Origin of the sequence: Mesorhizobium loti CJ3sym (assembly GCF_000472785.1) — a bacterium.
Classification (GTDB): Bacteria; Pseudomonadota; Alphaproteobacteria; order Rhizobiales; family Rhizobiaceae; genus Mesorhizobium; species Mesorhizobium loti_E.
In genome coordinates this window covers 66082-91803 of sequence record NZ_AXAL01000012.1, presented here as the reverse complement: position 1 = coordinate 91803, position 25722 = coordinate 66082, and the positions used below count along the sequence as shown (strand labels likewise).

Annotated in this window: 20 protein-coding genes; 16 read left to right on the top strand and 4 right to left on the bottom strand. The window is 63.1% G+C overall.

The features are described 5' to 3' along the window. Positions 1-299: 299 nt before the first annotated feature. Positions 300-1862: a sigma-54-dependent transcriptional regulator gene (locus A3A9_RS0118035; RefSeq protein WP_027060024.1), complete on the bottom strand. Its 1563-nt coding sequence runs from the start codon at positions 1860-1862 to the stop codon at positions 300-302. Positions 1863-2018: 156 nt separating this feature from the next. Here A3A9_RS0118035 and A3A9_RS0118030 point away from each other — a divergent pair, with 156 nt between their 5' ends. The 13 genes from A3A9_RS0118030 to A3A9_RS0117970 all read left to right on the top strand — a co-directional run bounded on the left by A3A9_RS0118030 (position 2019) and on the right by A3A9_RS0117970 (position 17567). Further along, positions 2019-3857 (top strand): M3 family oligoendopeptidase, encoded by a 1839-nt coding sequence (locus A3A9_RS0118030; RefSeq protein WP_027060023.1) that lies wholly within the window; start codon positions 2019-2021, stop codon positions 3855-3857. 360 nt (positions 3858-4217) lie between these two features. Beyond that, positions 4218-5006, top strand: coding sequence for an NADH dehydrogenase (locus A3A9_RS0118025; protein ID WP_027060022.1), 789 nt, complete (start codon positions 4218-4220; stop codon positions 5004-5006). A gap of 157 nt (positions 5007-5163) precedes the next feature. Then, complete coding sequence (locus tag A3A9_RS0118020) at positions 5164-6321, top strand: aminodeoxychorismate synthase component I (protein WP_430515888.1); 1158 nt, start codon at positions 5164-5166, stop codon at positions 6319-6321. Then, positions 6270-6932, top strand: coding sequence for an aminotransferase class IV family protein (locus tag A3A9_RS0118015; protein WP_033838655.1), 663 nt, complete (start codon positions 6270-6272; stop codon positions 6930-6932). Before A3A9_RS0118020 ends, A3A9_RS0118015 begins: the two co-directional genes overlap by 52 nt. Positions 6933-6935: 3 nt before the next feature. Continuing rightward, positions 6936-7862 carry a heme-dependent oxidative N-demethylase family protein gene (locus tag A3A9_RS0118010; protein ID WP_027060019.1) on the top strand — a complete coding sequence of 309 codons (927 nt, stop codon included), beginning with the start codon at positions 6936-6938 and terminating at the stop codon, positions 7860-7862. A gap of 2 nt (positions 7863-7864) precedes the next feature. Further along, positions 7865-9103 (top strand): hypothetical protein, encoded by a 1239-nt coding sequence (locus A3A9_RS0118005; RefSeq protein WP_027060018.1) that lies wholly within the window; start codon positions 7865-7867, stop codon positions 9101-9103. Between the two features lie 127 nt (positions 9104-9230). Beyond that, entirely contained in the window at positions 9231-10676 is a 1446-nt protein-coding gene (locus A3A9_RS0118000) for a homospermidine synthase (RefSeq protein ID WP_027060017.1), read from the top strand. Positions 10677-10859: 183 nt separating this feature from the next. After that, complete coding sequence (locus A3A9_RS0117995) at positions 10860-11237, top strand: hypothetical protein (protein ID WP_027060016.1); 378 nt, start codon at positions 10860-10862, stop codon at positions 11235-11237. Between the two features lie 191 nt (positions 11238-11428). Next, entirely contained in the window at positions 11429-13546 is a 2118-nt protein-coding gene (locus tag A3A9_RS0117990; RefSeq protein ID WP_027060015.1) for a bifunctional metallophosphatase/5'-nucleotidase, read from the top strand. Between the two features lie 136 nt (positions 13547-13682). After that, a complete protein-coding gene (gene hemH / locus A3A9_RS0117985; RefSeq protein ID WP_027060014.1) occupies positions 13683-14747 on the top strand; it encodes a ferrochelatase in 1065 nt (354 codons plus the stop codon). Positions 14748-14798: 51 nt separating this feature from the next. Next, positions 14799-16010 (top strand): NAD(P)/FAD-dependent oxidoreductase, encoded by a 1212-nt coding sequence (locus A3A9_RS0117980; protein WP_027060013.1) that lies wholly within the window; start codon positions 14799-14801, stop codon positions 16008-16010. A gap of 121 nt (positions 16011-16131) precedes the next feature. Continuing rightward, complete coding sequence (locus tag A3A9_RS0117975) at positions 16132-17082, top strand: SPFH domain-containing protein (RefSeq protein ID WP_027060012.1); 951 nt, start codon at positions 16132-16134, stop codon at positions 17080-17082. Positions 17083-17102: 20 nt separating this feature from the next. Then, positions 17103-17567, top strand: coding sequence for an NfeD family protein (locus A3A9_RS0117970; RefSeq protein WP_027060011.1), 465 nt, complete (start codon positions 17103-17105; stop codon positions 17565-17567). On the opposite strand, the gene A3A9_RS0117965 is transcribed toward A3A9_RS0117970, so the two are convergent. Continuing rightward, positions 17564-18565: a KpsF/GutQ family sugar-phosphate isomerase gene (locus tag A3A9_RS0117965; protein WP_027060010.1), complete on the bottom strand. Its 1002-nt coding sequence runs from the start codon at positions 18563-18565 to the stop codon at positions 17564-17566. The two genes, A3A9_RS0117970 and A3A9_RS0117965, sit on opposite strands and share 4 nt — an antisense overlap. A 206-nt stretch (positions 18566-18771) precedes the next feature. Between A3A9_RS0117965 and A3A9_RS0117960 the strand changes: the two genes are divergently transcribed. Then, the gene (locus A3A9_RS0117960; RefSeq protein WP_027060009.1) at positions 18772-20577 is read left to right on the top strand and encodes an outer membrane beta-barrel protein; all 1806 of its coding nucleotides are present in this window, start codon (positions 18772-18774) and stop codon (positions 20575-20577) included. Between the two features lie 23 nt (positions 20578-20600). Here A3A9_RS0117960 and galU read toward each other — a convergent pair whose 3' ends face one another. Beyond that, a complete protein-coding gene (gene galU / locus A3A9_RS0117955; RefSeq protein ID WP_027060008.1) occupies positions 20601-21506 on the bottom strand; it encodes a UTP--glucose-1-phosphate uridylyltransferase GalU in 906 nt (301 codons plus the stop codon). 211 nt (positions 21507-21717) lie between these two features. Here galU and A3A9_RS0117950 point away from each other — a divergent pair, with 211 nt between their 5' ends. Both A3A9_RS0117950 and A3A9_RS0117945 read left to right on the top strand, forming a co-directional pair. Next, positions 21718-22941 carry a lytic murein transglycosylase gene (locus A3A9_RS0117950; protein ID WP_027060007.1) on the top strand — a complete coding sequence of 408 codons (1224 nt, stop codon included), beginning with the start codon at positions 21718-21720 and terminating at the stop codon, positions 22939-22941. A 28-nt stretch (positions 22942-22969) separates the two neighbouring features. Beyond that, positions 22970-24196: an SGNH/GDSL hydrolase family protein gene (locus A3A9_RS0117945; RefSeq protein WP_027060006.1), complete on the top strand. Its 1227-nt coding sequence runs from the start codon at positions 22970-22972 to the stop codon at positions 24194-24196. 68 nt (positions 24197-24264) lie between these two features. On the opposite strand, the gene A3A9_RS0117940 is transcribed toward A3A9_RS0117945, so the two are convergent. Then, the gene (locus A3A9_RS0117940) at positions 24265-25719 is read right to left on the bottom strand and encodes a glutamate synthase subunit beta (RefSeq protein WP_027060005.1); all 1455 of its coding nucleotides are present in this window, start codon (positions 25717-25719) and stop codon (positions 24265-24267) included. Positions 25720-25722: the final 3 nt, after the last annotated feature.

The following is a 25722-nucleotide window of genomic DNA, read 5'->3' as shown; positions in this document are numbered from 1 at the left end:
CACGATCTGTTACCGTTAGCCTTAATGCGTGAACAGAGCTGTCCACAGGCTTGCCATATTCCATCCGAAACCCCCGATACAGGGCCAATCCTGGCATTGCAAGCTGGTCCCGGCCTTGCGTCCAGGCATGTCGCCCAAAGGTTGCAAGACAAGATGCATGAAGCAGACGCCTGAAGCGCGTCGCGGGAAATCCGTTTCGGCGTGACGCGATTTAGAGCAATTCCAGGAAAAGTGTGAAACGGTTTTCCCGGGAGAAGCGCATAGCGCATCCCCATGGGAATTGCGTAAAAACAAAGAGTCTAGGACGCGAGCCGTTCCACGCGGCCGGTCTCAGGGTCGATGCCGTATTCCTTGAGCTTGCGATAGAGCGTCGAGCGGCCGATGCCGAGGCGGCGGGCGACTTCGCTCATCTGGCCGTTATAGTGGTCGATGGCGAGCTTGATCATTTCAAGCTCGACATCGGCCAGCGCCCGTACATTGCCGCGCTCGTCGAGCGCGCGCAGCATCCCGAAGCGAGGCTGAAGCCTTGATGGCTGCTCGGGCGTGGCCGTTGGTCCTGCTTCGCCAGCCAGAAGATCATCATCGCGTGGTTCCAGCGATGGCGGCGCAACGATTTCCGTTTCGAGATTGCCATCCCCCGCGAGATTGCCATCTGTCTTGAGATCGACAGTGCCTTCGACCTGCGCCCGGATCTGCGGAAAATCATCGACATCAAGCACATCGCCTTCACACAGCACCGAGGCGCGGAAGACGGCGTTTTCGAGCTGCCTTATGTTGCCGGGCCAGTCATAGGCCTGCAGCACGGCAAGTGCTGGCGCCGAAATGCCTTGCAGGCGGCGGCGCGGGTCGGCGGGCGCCACCTTCTCCATGAAATGCGTGACCAGATGGGGAATGTCGTCGCGCCGGTCGCGCAACGGCGGCACGAAGATCGGGTAGACGTTCAGCCGGTAGAACAAATCCTCGCGGAACTTGCCGTCCTTGACCTGCTGCAGCAGGTTGCGGTGCGTTGCCGAAATCAGCCTGATGTCGACCCTGACGGTGGCGCGGCCGCCGACCGGATCGACCTCACCGTCCTGCACGGCGCGCAACAGCTTGACCTGCACGTCGAGCGGCAGGTCGCCGATCTCGTCCAGGAACAGCGTGCCGGAATGCGCTTCAACGAACTTGCCGGTGTGCTTGTCGGTGGCGCCGGTAAATGAGCCCTTCTCGTGACCGAAGAGGATCGATTCGACCAGATTGTCGGGGATGGCACCGCAATTGACGGTAACGAAGGGTTTTGAGCGGCGATCGCCGGTGCCCTGGATGGCGCGAGCCACCAGTTCCTTGCCGACGCCGGATTCGCCTTCGATCAGGATCGGTATGTTGGAGGCAGCCGCCTTCTGGCCAAGGCGGATCACCCTGTCCATCGCCGGACTGTGGGTGATCATGTCCCTGAAGGTCAAAAGCCCGCCGCGCTTGCGTGATGTGCGCTTGACCTCGCCCTCGACCGCCTCGACCTTGAGCGCATTGGCGATCGACGCCTGCAGCCTGTCGGGAGAGGCCGGCTTGACGACGAAATCGAAGGCGCCGTGACGCATCGCCGACACCACGGTCTCGATGCCGCCCTGGGCGGTCTGGACGATGACCGGGACGGTGATGCCGCGTTCGCGCATCGCCTTCAGCACGCCGATGCCGTCGAGACCGGGCATGACAAGGTCGAGTATGACGACCGAGACGTCGCGGGCGCTTGGCCCGTCGAGCACGTCGAGACCAGCGGCGCCGCCGTCGGTGACGATTGCCGTGTGGCCGAACCGCGTCACCGCCGCCTCGAGCAGCCGGCGCTGTACCGGATCGTCATCGACTATGAGTATGGAACCTGTCATGACTTTATGAGTTGCCCGCTCGAAATCCCGATGGATCATCTTGGCACAGGGTTCTAAATAAGCTTTCAAAAAACCCGGTGAACGAATTGCTTAGGATTTGACCGGCTTCCTCATTCCCCTCGATTCTGGCTCCGTGGTTTAAAGAAGGTATTGTCCATGCGCATGATGTTTGATCGGCGGCTTGCGGCACCAGCGTCCGGTCAGGGCGCGGCCGAGCTTGGCGATCTGCCGGAATGGAACCTTGCCGACCTCTATGCCGGGATGGAAGCGCCGGAACTGAAGCGTGACATCGCCAGGGCCGCCGCCGACGCGATCGCCTTCGAGACCCGCTGGAAAGGCACGCTCGCCGCCGAGGCCGGGCGCGGCGACGCCGGCAAGCTCGGCGAGGCGCTGGTCGCCTACGAGGCGCTGGAGGAACTGATCGGCCGCATCGTCTCTTATGCCGGTCTCATCTATGCCGGCAACACCGCCGACCCGCAGCGCGCCAAGCTCTATGGCGATATCCAGGAGAAGATGACCGATGCCAGCGCACATCTCCTGTTCTTCGCCCTCGAACTGAACCTGATCGAGGACGCCGCGATCGAAAGCGCACTTGCCGCCGATTCCGCATTCGGCCATTACCGGCCGTGGGTGCTCGACCTCAGAATGGACAAGCCCTACCAGCTCGAGGACCGCGTCGAGCAGCTTTTCCACGAGAAGTCGATCACCGGGCGCGGCGCTTGGAACCGCCTGTTCGACGAGACGATGACCGACCTGCGCTTCGACATTGATGGCGAGGAATTGACGCTGGAGCCGGCACTCAACCGCCTGCAGGATGCCGACAGTGATGTGCGCCGCCGTGCCTCCGAGGCGCTGGCCGCGACCTTCCGCAAGAATTTGCGCACCTTCACGCTGATCACCAACACCCTGGCCAAGGACAAGGAAATTTCCGACCGCTGGCGCGGCTTCGAGGACATCGCCGATTCACGTCATCTCGCCAACCGCGTCGAGCGCAGCGTGGTCGATGCGCTCGCCACCGCGGTGCGCGAGGCCTATCCGCGCCTGTCGCATCGCTATTACGCGATGAAGGCGCGCTGGCTCGGCATGGAGGTGATGAACCATTGGGACCGCAACGCGCCGCTGCCGGAGACGCCGCAGGCGGTGATCGGCTGGGACGAGGCCAGGAATACCGTGCTGTCGGCCTATCAGCGCTTCTCGCCGGAGATGGCCGAGATCGCCCGCACCTTCTTCGACCGCAACTGGATCGACGCGCCGGTGCGCCCCGGCAAGTCGCCCGGCGCCTTTGCCCATCCGACCGTGCCATCGGCCCACCCCTATGTGCTGCTCAACTACATGGGCAAGCCGCGCGATGTGATGACGCTGGCGCATGAACTCGGCCACGGCGTTCATCAGGTGCTGGCCGCCGGCCAGGGCGCGTTGATGGCCTCGACGCCGCTGACGCTGGCCGAGACGGCTTCCGTCTTCGGCGAGATGCTGACCTTCCGCTCGCTGCTCGAGCAGACCACCGACAGGCGCGAACGCAAGGCCATGCTCGCCCAGAAGGTCGAGGACATGATCAACACAGTGGTGCGCCAGATCGCCTTCTACGAATTCGAGCGCAAGGTGCATGCCGAGCGCCGCAACGGTGAACTGACATCCGACAAGCTCGGCCAGTTCTGGCTGGAAGTGCAGGCGGAAAGCCTGGGGCCGGCGATCAAGTTGCGTGAGGGCTACGAAGTGTTCTGGACCTACATCCCGCACTTCATCCATTCGCCGTTCTACGTCTACGCCTATGCGTTCGGCGACTGCCTGGTGAACTCGCTCTACGCCGTCTATCAGAACGCCGAGCGCGGCTTCCAGGACAAGTATTTCGAGATGCTGCGCGCCGGCGGCACCAAGCATCACTCCGAGCTTCTGGCGCCTTTCGGCCTCGACGCCACCGACCCCGCCTTCTGGCAGATCGGCCTGGGGGTGATCAGCGGCCTGATCGACGAACTGGAAGCACTCGACGGCTGACCCCTCTCGCCCGCGCAGAACAGTTTAGCCGGAATGCATATCGGGATCGCACTATTCCTATGCTAAATATTTGTTCTTGAAGGACTCTAGACAGAAGTTTTTCCCATAGCTTTCCACAAGCTCTATGATAGCCTTCACTCCAAGCTCAGCCGGAGCGCATGCGGATCGGCGAGGGAAAGTCTCAGCCGGCCGTGACGCTCAGGCGAATGCGACAACGGCCGTTGGCCATGGGCAAGCAAAGCCGATCGCCGACTGCTCGAACCGAGGCCGGCTGTTCCGCGAACCCGCGGAACCATCACCGAGTAGTCCATCGCCTGAGGTCATGACCCCACGGCAGACGGATTTGACTGGAGAGAGACAATGGGCACTTTTTTCTACGTGGTCCTGGCGTTCTTGGTAGGCGTGTTGGTCGGCTGGTTCATCTGGGGCCGCCTGCGCGGTGAGCTCGACAGTTTGCGCGGCGACCTCGACCGCACCCGCAGCGAGCGTGACAGGCTGCGCGCCGACAGCGACCGCCTGACGGGCGAACTCAATGCATGCGGCAAGACCAGGGCCGACCTTGAGCGCCAGTTGCGCGACGCGCAGGCTGCAGGCAGCGGCGGCGCAAAGGCCGCCAGTCAGCCGCCGGCCGCCCTGGTGTCGACGCCGGCCGTGGCCAAATCCGCTTCGGCACCGGCCAAGGCTGCACCGGCCAAACCAGCCGCACCAAAGCCCGCAGCAACAAAACCCGTCGTGGCCAAACCTGCGGCTCCAGCCAAACCCGCGGCGAGCAAACCCGCAGCCGCCGGCTCGGCGACCAAGAGCGGGGCCGCTCCCAAGGCTGCGGCAGCCGCCGCGGCCAAGGCAGCCGCTCCCAAGGCAGCCGCACCGGCAGCGGCCAAACCAGCGGCGGCCAAGCCGGACAATCTGCGCCGGCTGATCGGCATCGGCCCGGTCAACGAGAAGCTGCTCAAGGGACAAGGCGTGACCACTTTCGCCCAGATCGCTGCCTGGACAACCGCCGACATCGAACGGATCGAGCATGCCCTGCAGTTCGGTGGCCGCGTCGAGCGTGAGCGCTGGGTTGAACAGGCCAAGCTGCTGGCCGCCGGCAATGAGGCGGAGTTCGCGAAACAATTTCCGAGCGCGGGAACCTCTAGCAACACCTGAACGCTGGAGGCGGATTATTAAGCCGGCGGCGCCAAAGGCCCGCCGGTTTTGTTTTTGGCAGGCAAGGCCGGTCATAGGTCGGCTTTGAGGGGCAAGGTGCCGTTCCCTCGATTGCACGCGAGCAGCCCCCCATATAGAGCGATCGTCGGCTTCATCGATCCCGGTTCCCATGTCCCTGCCCGCCGCCATTTTCCGCAACGACGAAAGCGCGCGCCAGCTCGTTTTCGAGCGGCCGGCCGACATCATCGTGGCGCATGAGGCACGGGACTTCTTGCCGGCGCTGGAGGCCGCACAGGCAGCGCACGACGCCGGCAAATGGCTGGCCGGCTATTTCTCCTACGAAGCGGGTTACCTGCTCGAACCGAAGCTCGTTCCGTTGCTGCCGGACGGGCGCCGCGCACCGCTGATCTGCCTCGGCGTCTTCGATGCTCCGGAAGAAGAAGCGGTGCCGCCGCGCGACGTGGCGACCCCGAACGGCCCGATCTTCGACGCAAGGGCGACGTGGTCATTCGCGGACTACGAGAAGCGCTTCTCGCGGCTGCACCAGCACATCAGGCAAGGCGATTGCTACCAGGGCAATCTGACCTTTCCGGTGCAGGCGCAATGGTCGGGCGACCCGCTCGCCGCCTTTGACGCGCTGACCGAACGCCAGCCGGTGAAGTATGGCGCGCTGGTCGCGCTGGGTGACCCTATCGTGCTGTCGCGCTCGCCCGAACTCTTCTTCGAGATCAACGCACAAGGCATGATCGAGACCCACCCGATGAAGGGTACCGCACCGCGCGGCGCGACCAGGGACGAAGACGAACGGCAGAAGACCTTCCTGCGCAACGACGAGAAGAACCAGGCCGAGAACCGGATGATCGTCGACCTCCTGCGCAACGACATCTCGCTCATCAGCGAGGTGGGTACACTGGAGGTGCCGGCGCTGTTCCGCATCGAAAGCTACCCGACCGTCCACCAGATGGTCAGCGACGTCAGGGCAAGGCTGCTGCCCGGCCTCTCGATCCGCCAGGTCTTTGCGGCGTTGTTTCCCTGCGGCTCGATCACCGGCGCGCCAAAGATCCGCGCCATGGAGATCCTGCACGATCTGGAGGGTAAGCCGCGCGACGTGTATTGCGGTGCGATCGGGTGGATCGCGCCCGGCGGCACCATGCGCTTTTCCGTAGCAATCCGCACCATCTCGCTCTTTGCCAGTGGCGAGGCCGTCTACAATGTCGGTGGCGGCATCGTCTTCGATTCGACGCCCGAGGAGGAGTATCAGGAGTGTCTGCTCAAAGCCCGCTTCGCGACGGGGACACCGCCGACTTCGAACTGATCGAGACCATGCGCTGGGAGCCCGGTCCGGGCTTCCTGCGCTTCGATCGCCACCTTGCGCGCCTTTACGGCTCGGCGGCGGAACTGGGTTTTGCCTGCGACCCGCAAAGGATCGCCGAGGTGCTGGGCGACGCCCTCGATGGCGCCCGCACAGCCATGCGCACACGGCTCGCTTTGGCGCGCAATGGCGACGCGACGGCCTCGGCGCAACCCTATGAGCCGCTCGCCGCCGACAAGGTCTGGGTGCTGCGGCTGGCGCGGACGAGGCTCGATTCAGGCAACACGCTGCTGCGCCACAAGACCAGCCGGCGGCAACTCTACACGCATGCCCGCTCCGAATATCTCATCACCCAGGCCGACGAGGTGCTACTGGCCAATGAGCGCGGCGAACTCTGCGAAGGCACCATTACCAATGTCTTCGCCGATTTCGGCGACGGCGTGCTGGCGACGCCCCGGCTCGACTGCGGCCTGCTGCCTGGTGTATTGCGCGCCGAGCTTCTGGATGAAGGCCGGGCGAAGGAAGCAATCTACAGCTACGACGATCTGAAATCCGCCAAGGCCTTGTTCGTCGGCAATTCGCTGCGCGGACTGATCCCTGCGAGACTGACCTGAAGCATGACGTCCTTGCCCACCCACACTCCCTATGATGGCTCGTCGAAGCTGTTCACCATCGGGCTGAAGCCGCTCGACCCGGCATACTGGATCGAGGTCGACGGCTATCTTCTACCCTATCTCGCCGAGAAGCGCCGGCTCTATGCAGAAATCCCGGAGCGGGTTTTCGTCGAGGAGGACGGCACGCGCGACGCCCAGCAGGAAGTGCTCGAATTGCTCGGCGCGCATCTGCCAGAGAGATTTCCGAGCACCCATCGCCGCACCGATGCGGGCATCGAGGTGACGGAGACCGCGAACCACCTTCCCCTGCCTTCTGGTCTCGCCGATGCGCCACTGGTCACAGCCTCGCTGCTGGTCCAGGAAGACCTGATCCTGATGCGCCGCGACGACAGCGGCTGGCGGCTTGCAGCCGGTTCGCTGTGCTTTCCCTCGTCCTGGTCGCTCACCGAAAAATTCGGCAAGCCGCTGCAGCAGATCCACGAGCCTGTGCCGGGCTTCGGCCCGGGCACGCGTCCGGCCGAATTGATCAACCGCATGTTCGACGGCCTGCAGGGTCAGGCGGTCGAGCGCTTCAACTGGTCGATCCAGGCCGACAATGCGCTCTACCATCCGCTGTCCAATGTCGAGCGCATCGACCGCGCCACCAACCGGCCGACACGCTTCCCGGACGGTGACGTCAACGCGCACGCCTTCATCCGCGTCGAACGTCAGACGCTGCGCAAATTGCCGTCCTCGCGCGACATCCTGTTCACCATCCGCATCCATCTCGACCCGCTCGCCGTGCTGGCGCGGCACCCGGACCGGGCCGCACTGGCATCCTCCTTTGCCGGACAATTGCTGGCACTGGACGAGGCTCAACTTGACTACAAGGGGCTGACATCGGACCGTGACCGGATGGTGCAAAGCCTGGAAGCCATGGCGCGGGGGTGACAATGATCTGGACTGTCGTGAGGCGGGCCGCGCTGCTCGGTGCCTTGCTGGCGTTGCCGCTAACGGCGCGCGCCGAACCGGTGACCTATGCCGGCAAGCTCGGCAACATCGACATCGTCGTCGAATTCACCGGCGATCCGGCAACGGCCGGCGCGGCACTGGCGGGCCGCTATTTCTATCGCTCCAAGGGCGTGGATATCCCGTTGCAGGCGAAGTCGAACAAGGGCACCGCCTTCCAGTTGGCCGAGGAAGAAGCCTGCGATGCCAAGAAGTGCGGCGAAGGTCAGGCCCCGCCAATTGCCGCTGTCTGGCGGCTGAGTTCCTCCGACAAGGGCAAGACGCTGGAGGGCACCTGGACCGCCAAGAAAGCCTTGCCGTTGAAGCTGACCCGGATCGCGAGCCGGGCGCAGACCGAGACGCCGGCGACGACGCCACGCGATCTCTATGATTTCACCGACATGACGTTCTCGGCCGACAATGCGCCAATCACCATGGCCGCTTCACCCTATGATTATCTCAAGCTCGATTTCGCGCCAAAGGCGGATGCCAAGGCCGGCTGGCCAGACGCGGCCTATGATTACGTCACCGATCCGCGCACCAAATTCGCCCGGCCGCGCATTGTCGATCTCGCCGGCGGCACGCCGATCGAGGCCGCCAATGCCTTGCTGCAGAGCCGGCACTGGCATGACAGCCTCAGCGCCCTGAGTTGCGCGGCCCTGCGTTATGCCGGTTTCCACGAAGGTCCGCCCATCGAAGGCATGGATGACGGCTCCCTTGGCGGCTACGAGGATTCGCATTCGCAAGTGACGTCGCTGACGTCAAAGCTGATGAGCTGGCGGGAATCCGGCAGCCTGTTCTGCGGCGGGGCGCATCCGGACAATTATTCCAACGGCTATGTCATGGATGTGCGCCGGGGCGCACTGCTTGGCCTTCAGGACATGTTTTCCGATACAGTCGACGGTAAACCCGGCCCTTCGCTGCTCGCCTTCGTCAGGGAAAAACGCAAGAAGCCGAGCGACCAGACAGAGGTGGAGTCCGAGGCCGAATGCGGCACCGACGATCTGATCAACGACTATCTGGCCGCCAGCCTCAAACGCGATGGTGACAAGCAGATTCTGGTCTTCGGGTTCCAGGATTTGCCCAACGTCATCCAGGCTTGCGGCGACGACCTGCTTGAAATGCCGGTCTCCGAGGCACAGGCGCTGTTCAAGCCGGAATTCGCGAAATTGCTGGAACCGTAGGCGGATCTGGATGGTCCCGGGCTAACCCTGTCCCTGCTTTTCCCTTTATTGTGACAATGATCTATGGTTTGTCGCGCCGCGGCCAGACGGCTGCGGCAAAGCGTTTTCTGAAGGAGTGCTCGATAAAATGGCGAATGAAAACTGGCCCGTTTACGGTGAGATCACCGGCCCCGTGGTGATGATCGGCTTCGGTTCGATCGGCCGGGGAACGCTGCCTCTCCTCGAACGCCATTTCAAGTTCGACAAGTCGCGCATGACGGTCCTCGATCCGCGCGACACCGACCGCAAGCTGCTCGACGAGCGCGGCATCGCCTTCGTCCAGGATGCGGTGACCGAGAAGAACTACAAGAAGCTGTTGACGCCGCTGCTGACCAATGGCGGCGGCCAGGGCTTTTGCGTCAATTTGTCGGTCGATACCGGCTCGGTGGACCTGATGCGGCTTTGCCGCAAGCTCGGCGTGCTCTACATCGACACCGTCGTCGAGCCGTGGCTCGGCTTCTATTTCGACGCCAAGGCCGACAATGCCAGCCGCACCAACTATGCGCTGCGCGAAGCGCTGATCAAGGAAAAGCACGACAAGCCCGGCGGCGCCACCGCCGTCTCCACCTGCGGCGCCAACCCCGGCATGGTCTCGTGGTTCGTCAAGCAGGCACTGGTCAATCTCGCTACCGATCTCGGCTTGGAGTTCTCGGAGCCTGGGCACGAAGACCGCGAGGGCTGGGCCAAGCTGATGAAGAAGGCCGGCGTCAAGGGCATCCACATCGCCGAGCGCGACACCCAGCGCGCCAAGAAGCCGAAGCCGATGAATGTGTTCTGGAACACCTGGTCGGTCGAGGGCTTCATCTCCGAGGGCTTGCAGCCGGCCGAGCTCGGCTGGGGCACGCATGAGAACTGGATGCCGAAGAACGCCAAGAAGCACAAACACGGCTCCAAGGCCGCAATCTACCTGGAACAGCCCGGCGCCAACACGCGCGTGCGCTCCTGGTGCCCGACGCCAGGCCCGCAATACGGCCTGCTGGTGACGCACAACGAGGCGATCTCGATCGCGGATTTCTTCACCGTCCGCTCCAAGAAGGGCAAGGTTCAGTACCGGCCGACCTGCCACTATGCCTACCATCCCTGCAACGACGCGATGCTGTCGCTGGATGAGATGTTCGGCGCCGCCGGCAAGCCTCAGCCGGTGCACCACGTGCTTGACGAGAACGAACTGGTCGACGGTGTCGATGAGCTCGGCGTCTTGCTCTACGGCCACGACAAGAATGCCTACTGGTACGGTTCGCATCTCTCGCTCGCCGAGGCGCGCAAGCTGGCGCCCTATCAGAACGCCACCGGCATGCAGGTCACGTCGGCGGTTCTGGCCGGCATGGTCTGGGCCCTGGAAAACCCTGACGCCGGCATCGTCGAGGCCGACGAGATGGACTACAAGCGCTGCCTGGACGTGCAGGCGCAATATCTCGGCCCGGTCGAGGGCCACTACACCGACTGGACACCGCTCGACAGGCGCCCGGGCCTGTTCCCCGAAGACCTTGACCGTAGCGACCCGTGGCAATTCCGCAACATCCTCGTCCGATAGCACCCTGGGCACCATGCCTCATTGCCTTGCAATCGCCCGGAAATCGGGCGATTGAAGGAATGCGGCTTGAAGCGGTGTGCATCCCATAGGATGCTTACCGCTATAACACTTGGGACGTTCGTATCGGGCCTTCCAGAAATCGAATCCGATTTTCTCGGCCGATGCGTTTGGAGAGGATTTCACATGACTATTGCGCGCAAAGTTCTTTCTGTGGGCGTGGCGGGTGCCCTTGCCACGATGCTCGCTGCCTGCACCACCAGCGGTCCTGACCAACCGCCGATGGCGGCCGCGCCGAAGGGGGTCGAGGGCTCGTGGATCGATGGCACCGGCAAGGCCTTGTCGACATTCAACGGCGGAAAATACAAGACTGTTTCGGCCGAAACCGGCGAGCCATTCGCCGAGGGCACCTACACCATGACTGGCGCTACGTCCCTCGAGATCACCGGTACCTCCTTGATCCGTCAGACGCAGATCAACACCAACTGCCTGATGGTGTCCATCAATCAGCTCAACTGCACGGACGCGGCCGGCAAGAACTTCGTGTTTACGCGCCGGAGTTGAACCAACACCGGTCGGACTTCAAAAAAAGGACGGCGGCCACTGGCCGCCGTCCTTTTTTATGCCGGCAAATGTCACCGGATTTCTGCTTGCGTCGACCCGAACACGATGGGAACATGACCCAGGCGCTGGCTGTTATATCCCAGTCAAGCAAGAGCGTTAAACGCCGCTGATCAGCTTTCCAGGAGACGAAGATGAAGAAGATTGTCGCCATTGCCGCACTTTCCGCCTCCGCGCTCGGCTTGTCGGTCGGCGCGTCCTTTGCCGACTACACATTGAACATTTTGCATTTCAACGATTGGCACAGCCGCATCGAAGGCAACAACAAATACGAGTCGACCTGTTCGGCCGACGAAGAGACCAAGGGCGAATGCATCGGCGGCGCCGGCCGGTTGATCACGGCGATCGCCCAGGAGCGCAAGAAGCTTGAAGGGCAGAACGTGCTGCTGCTCAATGCAGGCGACAGCTTCCAGGGATCGCTGTTCTACACCACCTACAAGGGCGCTGTGGAAGAGGAATTCCTCAATCAGATCAAGCCCGACGCGGTGACGCTGGGCAACCACGAATTCGACGACGGCGAGAGCGCGCTGGTGCCTTACCTCGACAAGGCGAAGTTCCCGATCGTCAGCGCCAATGTGGTGCCCAACCACAAGTCTGGCGCAGCGGGCAAGATCAAGCCGTCGATCGTCGTCGACGTCGGTGGCCAGAAGATCGGCATCATCGGCGCCGTCACCAACGACACGCCCGAACTCGCATCCCCCGGCCCCAATATCGCCATTGCGGACGACGTCAAGTCGATCACCGCGGAAGTCGAGAAGCTCAAGGCGCAGGGCGTCAACAAGATCATCGCCGTGACCCATATCGGCTACAACAGGGAGCGCGATGTCATTGCCAAGATCCCCGGCATCGACGTGGTCGTCGGCGGCCACAGCCACACGCTGTTGTCGAACACCGATCCGAAGGCTGCGGGCCCCTACCCGACGATGGTCGACAACCCCGACGGCTACAAGGTGCCGGTCGTGCAGGCGGCCTCCTATTCGAAATATCTCGGCGAGTTCAAGGTGGTGTTCGACGACAATGGCGTCGTCAAATCGGCGAGCGGTGATCCGATCTATCTCGACAAGTCGATCACGCCGGATCACGCCGTGCTTGCCCGCATCAAGGAACTCGGCGCGCCGATCGAGGCCCTGAAGAACAAGGAAGTGGCCGAAACCACCGACGTGATCGACGGCAGCCGCGAGAATTGCCGCGCCAAGGAATGCGCGATGGGCAACCTCGTCTCCGACGCCATCCTCGACCGCGTCAAGGGACAGGGCGTCGAGATCGTTATCTCCAATGGCGGCGGCCTGCGCGCCTCGATCGACAAGGGTACCGTCACCATGGGTGAGGTGCTGACCGTGCTGCCGTTCCAGAACACGCTGGCGACCTTCCAGATTTCCGGCAAGGATCTGGTCGCGGGTCTCGAAGGCGGTCTCAGCCAGATCGAGGACGGCGCCGGCCGCTTCCCGCAGGTCGCGGGTCTCAAATATTCCTTCGACAAGTCGGTTGCGCCCAATGCCGGCCGCGTCAAGTCGGTGGAGGTGATGGAGAACGGCGCCTGGACGCCGATCAACCCCGACAAGGATTATCTCGTCGCCACCAACAACTATGTCCGCCAAGGCGGCGACGGCTACAAGGTCTTCGCTGAAAAGGCCAAGAACGCCTATGATTACGGTCCGGGCCTCGAACAGGTCGTCGCCGACTATCTCGCAGCGCACCGGCCCTACACGCCGAAGCTCGACGGCCGCATCACCGAAATCGCCGCGACCGTCGCGGCGGCGCCTGCTGCCGAGCCGGCCAAACCTGCCGAACCCGCAAAGCCGGCGGAGACCGCGCCGGCAGCGCCAGCACCGGCCGAAGCCGCCAAGCCAGCCAAGCCCGCCGACGCAGCACCGGCCATGCCGGAACTGCCCGCCAACTCAGGCGATATCGCCAACACGCCACCGGCCATATCGACGGAGGCAGCACCGCCACCACCCGCTCCGCCGGCTCCCGCACCAGCGGCGCCTGCACCAGCCGAACCGGCAAAGCCGGCCGAAGCTGCTCCGGCCCCTGCGCCAGCAGAACCCGCGAAGCCTGCAGAGCCAGCAAAGCCCGCTGAAGCCGCTCCAGCCACGGGCAGCCATGTCGTCGTTGCCGGCGACACCTACTGGGATCTGGCAAAGAAGGCCTATGGCGATGCGACCAAGTGGAAACTGATCTATGAGGCCAACAAGGGTCAAAGACCCCACCAGCTCAAGCTTGGCGCGACGCTGACCATCCCGGCGAAGTAGCGCCGCTTCGCCTCTTCCAACGACAAACCCGCCTGGGAAACCGGGCGAGTTTTGCGTTTTCAAGCTAAGGTGCGGCCAGACGCTGCATTGAAAGCGGACGCAAGATGGTTAGGTTCGCGTCTTCTGGAGAACCCGTATGACGCTTTCCACCCCTGTCGATGCCACAGCCGCGAAGGCCGTCGGCCCCTTGCCGACCGGCCATCCGCCGGTCAAGGCCGGCAAGGTCGGCGTCATGCTGGTCAATCTCGGCACGCCTGACGGCACCGACTTCAAGCCGATGTGGCGCTATCTCAGGGAATTCCTCTCCGATCCGCGTGTCATCGAACTCAACAGGGCAATCTGGTATCCGATCCTCTACGGCCTTGTGCTGACGACGCGGCCGAAAAAGTCGGGCGCCAACTACGCCCGGATCTGGAACCGGGAGAAGAACGAGTCCCCTCTGCGCACCTACACCCGCGCCCAGGGCGAAAAGCTTGCCGAGGCGCTGCGCGACCTGCCCAATGTCGTCGTCGACTGGGCGATGCGCTACGGCAATCCATCGACGGCGAGCGTCACTGAGAGCTTGGTCGCGCAAGGCTGCGACCGCATCCTCTCGTTCCCGCTCTATCCGCAATATTCGGCGACCACCACCGCGACAGCCAACGACCAGCTGTTTCGGGCGCTGATGAAGATGCGCCGCGCGCCTGCCGTGCGCAGCGTGCCGCCCTACTATGACGAGCCCGTCTACATCGAGGCGCTGGCACGTTCGATCGAGCAGCATCTGGCGACGTTGGATTTCGAGCCGGAGGTGGTCATCACCTCCTATCACGGCATCCCGAAACCGTATTTCGAGAAGGGTGATCCCTATCATTGCCACTGCCAAAAGACGACCCGGCTGTTGCGTGAACGGCTAGGGTGGGATGACAAGAAACTGATCATCACCTTCCAGTCGCGTTTCGGCGCCCAGGAATGGCTGCAGCCCTACACCGACAAGACCGTGGAGAAACTGGGCAAGGACGGCGTGAAGTCGATCGCCATCGTCAACCCCGGCTTTTCCGTCGACTGCATCGAGACGCTCGACGAGATTGGCCGGGAAGCAGCCGAGACCTTCCATCACGCCGGCGGCAAGAATTTCGCCCATATCCCTTGCCTCAACGACAGTACCGAGGGCATGGCCGTGATCGAGGCCATGGTGCGGCGGGAATTGTCAGGCTGGGTCTAACCGGAACAACGCTCGCTTCGGGGCGTTGAGGCGCGCTTTCCGGAGAAATGGATGTCCCGCAAACTTGATCTCAGAACTGGCCGGCCCGTCTGGTCCGCCTATCGCGCACCGGCGGTGCCGACTTCAGCGCTGACCCGAGACGTCAAGACAGATGTGCTGATTATCGGCATGGGCATCAGCGGCGCCATGATGGCAGAGGCGCTGACGGCGGAAGGCCATCAGGTGATCTGCATCGATCGGCGCGGACCGCTCAAGGGCTCCACCCCCGCGACCACCGCGCTTGTGCAGTTCGAAATCGACCAGCCGCTTTCGACGCTCTCGAAGATGATCGGCAAGACCTCTGCGCAACAGGCCTGGCGGCGCTCGCGGCTCGCCGTGACCAATCTTGCTGGCCGCATCGCAGAACTTGGCATCAACTGCAGTCCAAGTCGCACCCAGTCACTCTATCTCGCCGGCACTGTGCTGGGTCCTTCGGAACTGCGGGAGGAAGCCGACGCACGACGGCAAGCTGGCATAAAGGCGACCTATCTCACACCGGCCCCGCTGGCTGAGCGATACGGCATCGATCGCGACGGCGCCATTCTTAGCCACGACAACATCGCGCTCGACCCGCGCAAGCTGACGGCCGGGCTGCTGCTCAAGGCCCTGGAGCGCAAGGCGCGCTTCTACGCCCGTGTCGAAGCGACGGCGATCAAGGACAGTGCCGACGAGATTATCGTCTCCACAAAGGACGGCCCCACCATCACGGCACGGCATGTTGCCCTGGCCACGGGCTATGAGCTGGTCGACATCGTGCCGGCGGCGGCGCATCAGGTCATCTCGACATGGGCGATCGCGACACACCCGCAATTGCGAAAGATCTGGCCGGAAGCCGCGTTCATCTGGGAAGCATCGGATCCCTATCTTTACATGCGCGCGACAGCCGATGGCCGTGTCATCTGCGGCGGCGAGGACGAGGATTTTGTCGACGAGGCAAGGCGCGATGCACTCATCGCCGACAAGAGTGCGCGCATTGCCGAAAAACTGGGCCGGCTGTTTCCTCATCTCGACGTCAGGCCCGAATTCGCCTGGACCGGCTCCTTCGGTACAACCACCACGGGCCTGCCCTATATCGGTGCGGTTCCCAGGCATCCACGCATCCATGCCGTCATGGGCTATGGCGGCAACGGCATCACCTTCTCCCAGATCGCTTCCGAAATCATTCCGGCTTCGATCAAAGGGCTTGCCGACATGGATGCAGAGCTGTTCGCATTCAATCGCTGATTGCAATCCTGCAAACAATCCCTCATCACCTGATTGTAACGCTGCTGAAACACACTTAAGTCTTTGGTGAAGTCGGCGGCACTGAAATATGTCGCGCGGCTTGCATCTGAGGGAGAGCCAAATGGGTTTCAGTGGTTTCGATATTGCGGTTGTCGTTCTGGTGGCCCTTGTCGTGTTGGTGCTGTTCAAGGGCATCAAGACAATTCCGCAAGGCTACAACTATACCGTCGAACGCTTTGGCCGTTACACCAAGACACTGAGCCCGGGCCTCAACATCATCACACCGTTCGTCGACCGCATCGGCGCCAAGATGAACATGATGGAACAGGTGCTCGACGTTCCGAGCCAGGAGATCATCACCCGCGACAACGCCATCGTCGGTGTCGACGGCATCGCGTTCTATCAGATCCTCAACGCGGCACAGGCGGCGTACCAGGTTGCCGGACTGCAGAACGCCATCCTCAACCTGACGATGACCAACATTCGTACCGTGATGGGCTCGATGGACCTCGACGAACTCCTGTCTAACCGCGACGCCATCAACGAGCGCCTGCTGCGCGTTGTCGATGAGGCAGCGCATCCGTGGGGCATCAAGATCACACGCGTCGAGATCAAGGACATCAACCCGCCGGCCAACCTCATCGAATCGATGGGCCGCCAGATGACAGCCGAGCGCAACAAGCGCGCGCAGATCCTGGCTGCCGAGGGTCTAAAGCAGTCGCAGATCCTCGAAGCCGAAGGCCGCAAGGAAGCCGCCTTCCGCGACGCCGAGGCACGCGAGCGCTCGGCCGAGGCGGAAGCCCGCGCCACGCAGGTGGTGTCGGAAGCGATTTCCAAGGGCGACGTGCAGGCGCTGAATTACTTCGTGGCGCTCAAATACACCGAAGCGCTTGGCAGGATCGGCACCGCCACCAACAGCAAGATCGTGCTGATGCCCTTCGAGGCGTCGTCGCTGATCGGCTCGCTTGGCGGCATCGGCGAGATCGCCAAGGAGGTCTTCCGCAGCGAAGGCACGACCGGCGCGCAGCGCCAGACCGCCCGCCCGCCGGTCGTACGTCCGAGCGAAAACTGAGATCATAGGGGTACATTCCCATGCTCGACCGCATCGTTTCCGAACTCGGCCCCTGGAACTGGATGGTTCTGGGCTTTGTCCTGCTGGTGATGGAAGTCATAGCACCCGGCATCTTCATGCTCTGGATCGGCATCGCGGCGCTGATCATCGGCGCTGTGTCGCTGCTGATCTGGGATGCGGCGATCTGGACCTGGCAGGTTCAGGTCCTTGCCTTTCTGGTTCTCTCGCTGGTCTCGGCCTATGTCGGCAAGAGGGTAGTCGGCAGTCGCAATGATCCGACGGACCAGCCGCTGCTCAACCGGCGCGGCGCTCAGATGGTCGGCAGGATGGCGACGCTCGCCGAACCGATCAAGGACGGCCGCGGCCGCATCAAGCTCGGCGACACGCTATGGCGCGTCGCCGGTCCGGACCTGCCAGCCGGCACACAGGTGCGAGTGATCGGGGCGGCCGATACGGACCTGGAGCTGACGGTCGAACGGGTCTAAGCGGCGCCGATGCGCAGCAGGTCGTGGAAATGCACCACGCCTAGCGGCATATTGTTCTTGGTCACCACCAGCGCACCGATATTGTGCTCGTTGAGCAGCGCGATGGCCGTGCCCGCAAGCGTTTGTGGGTCGACCGTCTTGGGCGTGCGGGTCATCACCTCGTCGACGGTCACGTCGGCCAGGTGGCGGTGCAAATTGCGCGCGACATCGCCGTCGGTGATGATCCCGGCCAATTCGCCATTGGTGTCCACGATCAGGACGCAGCCGACCTTCTTCTGCGATAGCGTCATGACCGCTTCCGGCATCTTGGTGCCGAGAAGCGCTAGCGGAATCTGGTCGCCGACCCGCATGATCTCGGAGACCAGCGTCAGGTTGGCGCCGAGCTGGCCGCCGGGATGGAAGGTGCGGAAATGGTCCGGCGTGAAGCCGCGCGCCTCGAGCAGCGCGATCGCCAGCGCATCGCCGATGACCAGTTGCAGCAGCGTCGATGTCGTCGGCGCCAGGCCGTGCGGGCAGGCCTCCGGGGTGCGCGGCAAAAGCAGCACCACGTCGGCCGCACGCGCCAGGGCCGATGTCTCCCCAGCTGTGATGGCGATAAGCGGAATGGAGAAACGCCTGGAATAGGCGATGATACCCTTGAGCTCGAGGCTTTCGCCCGACCACGACATGGCGATGATGGCATCGTCCTTGGCGATCATGCCGAGATCGCCATGGTTGGCCTCGACGGGATGGACGAAAAAGGCCGGTGTGCCGGTCGAAGCGAGCGTCGCGGCGATCTTCGAGCCGATATGGCCGCTTTTGCCGACACCGGTGACGATCAGCCGGCCTTCGATCTTCGAGATCATATCGACGGCCTGGGCAAACGGCGCGGCCAGTCCGTTCTCGAGCGCTTCGGCAAGGGCTGCGATCCCGGCCTGCTCGGTTGCCACAGTTCTCAGTGCCGAATCAATCGACGCTTGCCTGTCCAGGGGCTTCTTATCGAGGGGTCTCGCCTGCATGGATGATGCGATTAACGCTTTGCCGCCCGCCTGTCCAACAGAAATGGTATTGACGCCGGGGAGCAGAGCCCCGGGGCGCCGCGCGATCCTGTAAAACAGCGGCGCTTTAACCGACTGAACGGCCGCCGCCTCAACCCTCCGTTAACCATCCCCATTTACGGTTCGGTAAGTATGGCGCGCATAGCGCCGCGCAAGCAGTGGTGGCGATGTCCGGGGCCCAGCCAGAAAAATCAACAGGACGACAGGGCAAGGCGGTATGCGCCTTGTTGCTGGCGACCAGCATGCTTGCCTTGCTGCGCCCGGGCGCCCTTCATGCCCAGGAAACGGAGCTGCGTGGCGAGGTTTCAGAATCGGCGATCCTGTCCGACCAGCAGCGCAAGGCAAGGCAGCTCGCCCTTGCCGCCCAGGGCCAGCAGGCACCGGCCGATGCCGCGACCGACAACACGCCGCCGCGCACCTATTTGCCGGCCAGCGCCGGCGCTGTCCCTGACGACACGAACACTGATGCCGCGACCGCCGCCGGCAGCATCTTCGATCCGCCGCAGGCGACCGACGACACCGCCACCGACAATCCGACGCCGCCCAAACCCCGCCGCCGCCCTTCGACGACCGGGCAGAACGCAGCGGATCAGGACAAGACTAAGGCTGGCACCAAGGCGGCCGACAAGTCGAAAAAGAAGAAAAAGACGACGGCTGCAACCACCGATACCACCGCTTCAACGACCGCCTCCACGACGGACGCTACCGGTACGACCGACACGGATGAGGAGACGGCCAACCGCCGTGCGCTGACCGTCGACAGCGCCGACAGGCAGAAACTCGACCCCGGCGCCGAGCGCACCGCCGCCATCGAAGGCCAAAACAAGAAAGCCGAGGAAGATCCGTTCGCCGCCCCCGGCGTCAAATGGGGTTCCTTTGTCATCCGGCCGACGATCGAACAGGGCCTGACCGCCACGACGAACGGCGATTCAAGCAGTGCCGGCACGTCGGCCCTGCTGTCCGAGACGGCATTGCGTTTTACCGCCATTTCCGACTGGCGCGAAAACTCCGCCACCATCGACGGTTATGGCATTTTCCGCGAGACCGTGTCGGGCTACCCGGTCCACGATGCGCAAGGCCGCATCGAAGGCCAGTACAATGTCGATCTCGACAATGAACTGCGCGCCATCGCCAAGCTCGGCTACGAAGCCGTGCCGGAATCCGCGTCTTCACCCGATGCCATCTCCGGTGTCAGCACGCAGCCGCTGCGGCAGACAATCGACGGCAGCCTCGGCGTCGAAAAGGCGGTCGGCAAAATGCAGTACACGTTGACCGGCGCGGTCTCGCACGACTTCTATAGCGACGCCAAGCTTTCGGACGGCACCACGCTGTCGCAGAAGGACCAGGACAACACGCTCTACACGGCGACCTTGCGCGCCGGTTACGAAATTTCGCCGGCCCTGACCCCGTTCAGCGAAATCGAGGTCGGCCGCCGAGCCTATGATCAGCGCATCGACAATGAAGGCTTCGAACGCTCCTCGACACGCCTCGGCGCTCGCGCCGGCCTGCAACTCGACATGGGTGAGAAGCTGTCGGGCGAATTCTCGGCCGGCTGGCTGAGGGAAGCCATCGACGACAACAGCCTGGAGGCGATTTCAGGCGCCACCGTCAACGCCGACCTCAAATGGTCGCCGGAGCGCGGCACCACGATCGGCCTCACCGGCAAGACCACCGTCGAGACAACGACCACGGCAGGTGAAAGCGGCGACATTCTCTATTCCGGTCGACTGACGGGCGAGCGGATAATCCGAGCCAATCTGACCGCGAATGCGGCTCTCGGCCTCGACTGGCGCCACTATGTCGGCATCGACGGCCATGACCAAATCTTGAGCGCTGAGGCCGGGCTGACCTGGTGGCTGAACCGCTATGCCGGCCTCACCACGCGGGTGAGAACCGAAAAGCTGACCAGCAACCTGCCCGGCCGCGACTACACCGCCAACAGCATCTATCTCGGCTTGAAGGTTCAGCGCTGAGGACGTCTGAGCGGGGCGGGGTCCTAAAACGCTGCCCCACGGCGCTCTGATGGCTTCATCTCGTCGAGCAGCGTGCGGATGACGCCAGCCATGTTCTCGTTCATGTCGCTGCGCCACAGCGCGAAGGCGACATTGGCCTCGACAAACCCTTCCGGCGAGCCGCAGTCGAAGGTGCGGCCCTGATAGTGATAGCCGTAGAAGGCCTGCTGCTTTTCCAGCTTCAGCATGGCGTCGGTGAGCTGGATTTCGTTACCGGCGCCCTTTTCCTGGCCTTCGAGGATCTTGAAGATCTCGGGCTGCAGGATGTAGCGGCCGTTGATGTAGAGATTGGACGGCGCCATGCCGGTCTTCGGCTTCTCCACCATCTCGGTGATGCGGAAGCCGTGATGCGTGTCCTCGCCACGGCCGACGATGCCGTATTTGTGGGCCTCGACCGGGTCGCATTCTTGCACGGCGATGATGTTGTTGCCGGTTTCCTCGTAGAGCTCGACCATCGACTTCATGCAGCTCTTTTCGGACTGCATAATCATGTCGGGCAACAACAGCGCGAACGGCTCGTCGCCAACCAGTTCGCGTGCGCACCAGACGGCATGGCCAAGCCCCATCGGTACCTGCTGGCGGGTGAAGCTGGTCTGCCCGGGCGCCGGCTGCAGCCGCTGCAGGCGGGCAAGCTGCTCGTCCTTGCCGCGTTGGGCCAGCGTGTCATAAAGCTCGAACTGGATATCGAAATGGTCCTCGATGACCGCCTTGTTGCGGCCGGTCACGAAGATGAAATGCTCGATGCCGGCCTCGCGTGCCTCATCCACCACATACTGGATGACCGGCCGGTCGACGACGGTCAGCATCTCCTTGGGAACAGCCTTGGTGGCTGGGAGGAACCGCGTGCCGAGACCGGCGACCGGGAAAACTGCCTTGCGAACTCTCTTCATGCTTTCAATTATCCGTTTGCAGGCCGGCTCCGCAATCCCTGTCTCGCGACATTTTCACGCCGGAATTGAAGATTACTGAAGCGGGTGTGGGAAACTTCCACCGGTTAAAGCATCGAGGTGTCTTTTCGTTCCAGGCGACACCTATGGTAAACTAATTCCTAACCCGGTTCGGCGATGAATGGTCTTTCCTGAGACAGAGAAGGAGGAAAAGATGTCCGTTCGCAATGCCGCAAAAATTTTTACCAGCGTCATGACGGCAGCCAGCCTCTCGCTCGCTCTGCTGATGCCTGCCGGGCCGGCTTTCGCCGACGCCGGTTTCCGGCAATGGGTCGCCGGTTTCCGTGCCACCGCGGTGGCGGGCGGCGTTTCCGGCGCCGTCTACGACCAGGCTTTCAGGGACATCAAGGACCCCGACCCCGTGGTGCTCGACAAGGCGCGCACGCAGCCTGAATTCACAGCGCCCGCCTGGGATTATTTCGACAACCGCGTCCACGACCAGTCCATCGCCGTCGGCCAGCAGATGGCCAAGAAATGGAAGCCGTGGCTGGACAAGATCGAGGCTAGGTTCGGCGTCGACCGCTACATCCTGCTGGCGATCTGGTCGATGGAATCGAACTATGGCGAAATCCTCAAGCGCGACGACATCATGCGCAATGTCGTGCGTTCGCTGGCGACGCTGGCCTATGGCGACCCCAAGCGGTCGAAATATGCCCGCACCCAGCTGGTCGCGGCGCTGAAGATCCTGCAGACCGGTGACATCGACGAAAGCCACCTCATGGGCTCCTGGGCCGGCGCCATGGGCCAGACCCAGTTCATCCCCACCAGCTACCAGCATTATGCCGTCGACATGGACGGCAACGGCAAGCGCGACATCTGGAATTCCATCCCCGACGCGCTGGCGACATCAGCCAATCTGTTGAAGAAGAATGGCTGGCAGGCCGGCAAGACTTGGGGTTATGAAGTCACCTTGCCGGCCGGCAAGTTGCCCGCTGGATCGAAGACGATCGCGCAATGGCAGGCACTCGGCGTCGCAAGGGCAAGCGGCAAGCCGTTCAAGAACCTCACCGACAAGGCAACGCTGAAGGTGCCGGATGGCCGTGGCGGGCCAGCCTTCCTGATGGTCAGGAATTTCTCCGTCATCAAGGCTTACAACAACGCCGACAAATATGCCCTCGCCGTTGGCCTTCTCGCCGACGAGATCGCCGGCGGCAGCGGCCTCGTGCAGGATTGGCAGCGGCCGTTCACCAAGCTCTCCTTCGAGGAAAGGCAGGAGCTGCAGCAGCGGCTTTCGCAGCACGGCCTTTATGACGGCAAGTTCGACGGCAAGATTGGTGACGGCACGAAAACAGCCATCATGACCTATCAGGCGAAGGTCGGCTTGACCCAGGACGGGTATCCGAGCATGGAAGTGCTCAAATGGCTCAGGAAGAAATAGAGCCTGTTACGGACTAGGGAGGAAATGTTTGGTCTGGGCTAAGCGCATTGGGACGCTCGTTCGTCGCATGCCGGTGCTTGTCCTGGCCATCGCTGTGCTGGCCATTGCCGTGGCGGGTACCGTCCATGTGCCGGCCATGGCGCAGGAACAGCCGCAGCAAAATCGTGGCTGGTCGTTGCGCGACCTTCTGTTTCCGCGCCGCAGCGAGCGCGTCGAGCCGCCAGCCGACGTCCTGAAGGCAAAGCCGAAGCCGCGCAAACCCAAGGCCCCACGCGCGCCCGCCGAGCCACAGACGCCAATCGTTGAGAAGGCACCGGACGCCCACACTGTTCTGGTCGTCGGCGACTTCATGGCGTCCGGTCTCGCCGAGGGCCTGGACACCGCCTTTGCCGACAACCCAGCCGTCAGGATCGTTGTTCGCTCCAATGGCTCGTCGGGCTTCGTGCGCGATGATTTCTACAACTGGCCAGAACAGATCAAATCGTTGATCGAGACCGAAAAACCAGCCGCCGTCGTCGTCATGCTGGGCTCCAACGATCGCCAGCAGATGAAGGTGGGGGATGTGCGCGAGCAGCCTCGATCCGAGAACTGGACCAAGGAATATGAGCGCCGCACCGACGAATTCGGCAAGGCGATCGCCACCGCCAAGGTGCCGTTCCTGTGGGTCGGCATGCCAGCCTTCAGGGTGCCGAAGATGACATCCGACATGCTGGCCTTCAACGACATCTACCACAAGGCCGCCGAAAGCCATGGCGGCGAATTCGTCGATGTCTGGGACGGCTTTGTCGACGAGAACGGCGCCTTCATTACCAGCGGCCCCGACATGAACGGCCAGCCGGTGCGGCTGCGCGCCGATGACGGCATCAACGTGTCGACAGCAGGCAAGCGCAAGCTTGCCTTCTATACCGAAAAGCCGCTGGCGAAGATCCTGGGCCTGGCCGCTCCCGGAAGCCTGGCCCCGGCGACCGCCCCAGCCGGCGCGCCCGTCGAAGCGCCGGCACCGGCCGCAGCACCAATCGTCATCGACCGCACCGCGCCCATGCTGCTCAGTGATCCGGCACTCGACGGCGGCACCGAATTGCTCGGCGCCGAACCGCCGGCCAAGGCCAATCCAGCCCTTCCCGGAGAAAAACTGGTGATCGAGGGCAAGGCGCCGGAGGCTTCACCCGGCCGCGCCGACGATTTCTCCTGGCCGCCGAAGGCAAGCCCGGCAGCCACTGCGGCGGCCGATACGACGACTACCGTCAATCGCTAAGCGATCCGGGTTTCGTGGAAAACAAAAAAGGCGCCTGATCGGCGCCTTTTCCATTCGAAGCAGAAGCCTCAGCGCGGCAGGACGCTCGTCCCCATCAGCGCCTCGTCGATGGAGCGCGCGGCTTGGCGTCCCTCGCGGATCGCCCAGACAACAAGCGACTGGCCACGGCGCACGTCGCCGGCGGCATAGAGCTTGTCGACGCTGGTCTTGTAGTCACGGTCATTGGCCGTGACGTTCCTGGAGCGACGGCTATCGGTGGTGATTTTCATCGCTCCCTCCAATTCCGCTGCCACGCCGGCCTTCGCCGGACCGGCAAAGCCGATGGCGATGAAGGCGAGATCGGCACGGATGACGAATTCGGAGCCGGCGATCGGCTGACGCTTCTCGTCGACCTCGCAGCACTTGACGCCAGTCAGCTGGCCTTCTTCGCCGATGAACTCGAGCGTCGCCACCTGGAACTCGCGCTCGGCACCCTCGGCCTGCGAGGACGAGGTGCGCATCTTGGTCGCCCAGTAGGGCCATACCGCGAGCTTGTCTTCCTTCTCCGGCGGCTGCGGGCGGATGTCGAGCTGGGTGACGCGCACCGCGCCCTGGCGGAAAGCGGTACCGACGCAGTCGGAAGCGGTATCACCACCCCCGACGACGACGACATGCTGTCCGCCGGCAATGATCGGATGCGAGGGCCACGCCACCGACTGGATCGGTTCGCCGCCGACACGGCGGTTCTGCTGCACCAGATACGGCATGGCATCATGCACGCCGCCGAGATCATCGCCGGGAATGCCTGCCGCGCGCGGCGCTTCCGAACCGCCGCAATAGAGCACGGCATCATATTCAGCGAGCAGTTCGGCCACAGGCTTGTCGACGCCGACATTGACGCCGCAATAAAACGTCACGCCCTCGCCCTGCATCTGTTCAATGCGCCGGTCGATATAGTGCTTCTCGATCTTGAAGTCGGGAATGCCGTAGCGCATCAGCCCGCCCGGTCGGCTTTCGCGCTCATAGACATGAACATCGTGGCCGGCGCGTCCGAGCTGCTGGGCGGCGGCCATGCCGGCAGGGCCGGAACCGATGATGGCGACCCGCTTTCCCGTCTTCTTCTCCGGGGGATAGGGCCTGATATGGCCGGTCTCGTAAGCCTTGTCGGCGATCGCCTGCTCGACCGTCTTGATAGCGACCGGAATGTCCTCGAGGTTCAGCGTGCAGGCTTCCTCGCAGGGCGCGGGGCAAATGCGGCCGGTGAATTCGGGGAAATTGTTGGTCGAATGCAGGTTGCGGATCGCGTTGTCCCAGTCGCCGGCATAGACGAGGTCGTTCCAGTCAGGGATCTGGTTGTGGATCGGACAACCCGTCGGTCCGTGACAGAACGGAATGCCGCAATCCATGCAGCGCGCGGCCTGTTTCTCGACCTCCTTGTCCGACATCGGCAGCGTGAATTCGCGGAAATGCCGGATGCGGTCTGAAGCTGGCTGGTACTTGTGCACCTGCCGGTCGATTTCGAGAAAGCCTGTTACCTTGCCCATGGT

Bases quoted from the DNA above. Each gene is read 5' to 3' on its own strand.
- A3A9_RS0118035 (WP_027060024.1), bottom strand. From the start codon at position 1,862: ATGACAGGTTCCATACTCATAGTCGATGACGATCCGGTACAGCGCCGG.
- A3A9_RS0118030 (WP_027060023.1), top strand. From the start codon at position 2,019: ATGCGCATGATGTTTGATCGGCGGCTTGCGGCACCAGCGTCCGGTCAG.
- A3A9_RS0118025 (WP_027060022.1), top strand. From the start codon at position 4,218: ATGGGCACTTTTTTCTACGTGGTCCTGGCGTTCTTGGTAGGCGTGTTG.
- A3A9_RS0118010 (WP_027060019.1), top strand. From the start codon at position 6,936: ATGACGTCCTTGCCCACCCACACTCCCTATGATGGCTCGTCGAAGCTG.
- A3A9_RS0118005 (WP_027060018.1), top strand. From the start codon at position 7,865: ATGATCTGGACTGTCGTGAGGCGGGCCGCGCTGCTCGGTGCCTTGCTG.
- A3A9_RS0118000 (WP_027060017.1), top strand. From the start codon at position 9,231: ATGGCGAATGAAAACTGGCCCGTTTACGGTGAGATCACCGGCCCCGTG.
- A3A9_RS0117995 (WP_027060016.1), top strand. From the start codon at position 10,860: ATGACTATTGCGCGCAAAGTTCTTTCTGTGGGCGTGGCGGGTGCCCTT.
- A3A9_RS0117990 (WP_027060015.1), top strand. From the start codon at position 11,429: ATGAAGAAGATTGTCGCCATTGCCGCACTTTCCGCCTCCGCGCTCGGC.
- hemH (WP_027060014.1), top strand. From the start codon at position 13,683: ATGACGCTTTCCACCCCTGTCGATGCCACAGCCGCGAAGGCCGTCGGC.
- A3A9_RS0117980 (WP_027060013.1), top strand. From the start codon at position 14,799: ATGTCCCGCAAACTTGATCTCAGAACTGGCCGGCCCGTCTGGTCCGCC.
- A3A9_RS0117975 (WP_027060012.1), top strand. From the start codon at position 16,132: ATGGGTTTCAGTGGTTTCGATATTGCGGTTGTCGTTCTGGTGGCCCTT.
- A3A9_RS0117970 (WP_027060011.1), top strand. From the start codon at position 17,103: ATGCTCGACCGCATCGTTTCCGAACTCGGCCCCTGGAACTGGATGGTT.
- A3A9_RS0117965 (WP_027060010.1), bottom strand. From the start codon at position 18,565: ATGCAGGCGAGACCCCTCGATAAGAAGCCCCTGGACAGGCAAGCGTCG.
- A3A9_RS0117960 (WP_027060009.1), top strand. From the start codon at position 18,772: ATGTCCGGGGCCCAGCCAGAAAAATCAACAGGACGACAGGGCAAGGCG.
- galU (WP_027060008.1), bottom strand. From the start codon at position 21,506: ATGAAGAGAGTTCGCAAGGCAGTTTTCCCGGTCGCCGGTCTCGGCACG.
- A3A9_RS0117950 (WP_027060007.1), top strand. From the start codon at position 21,718: ATGTCCGTTCGCAATGCCGCAAAAATTTTTACCAGCGTCATGACGGCA.
- A3A9_RS0117940 (WP_027060005.1), bottom strand. From the start codon at position 25,719: ATGGGCAAGGTAACAGGCTTTCTCGAAATCGACCGGCAGGTGCACAAG.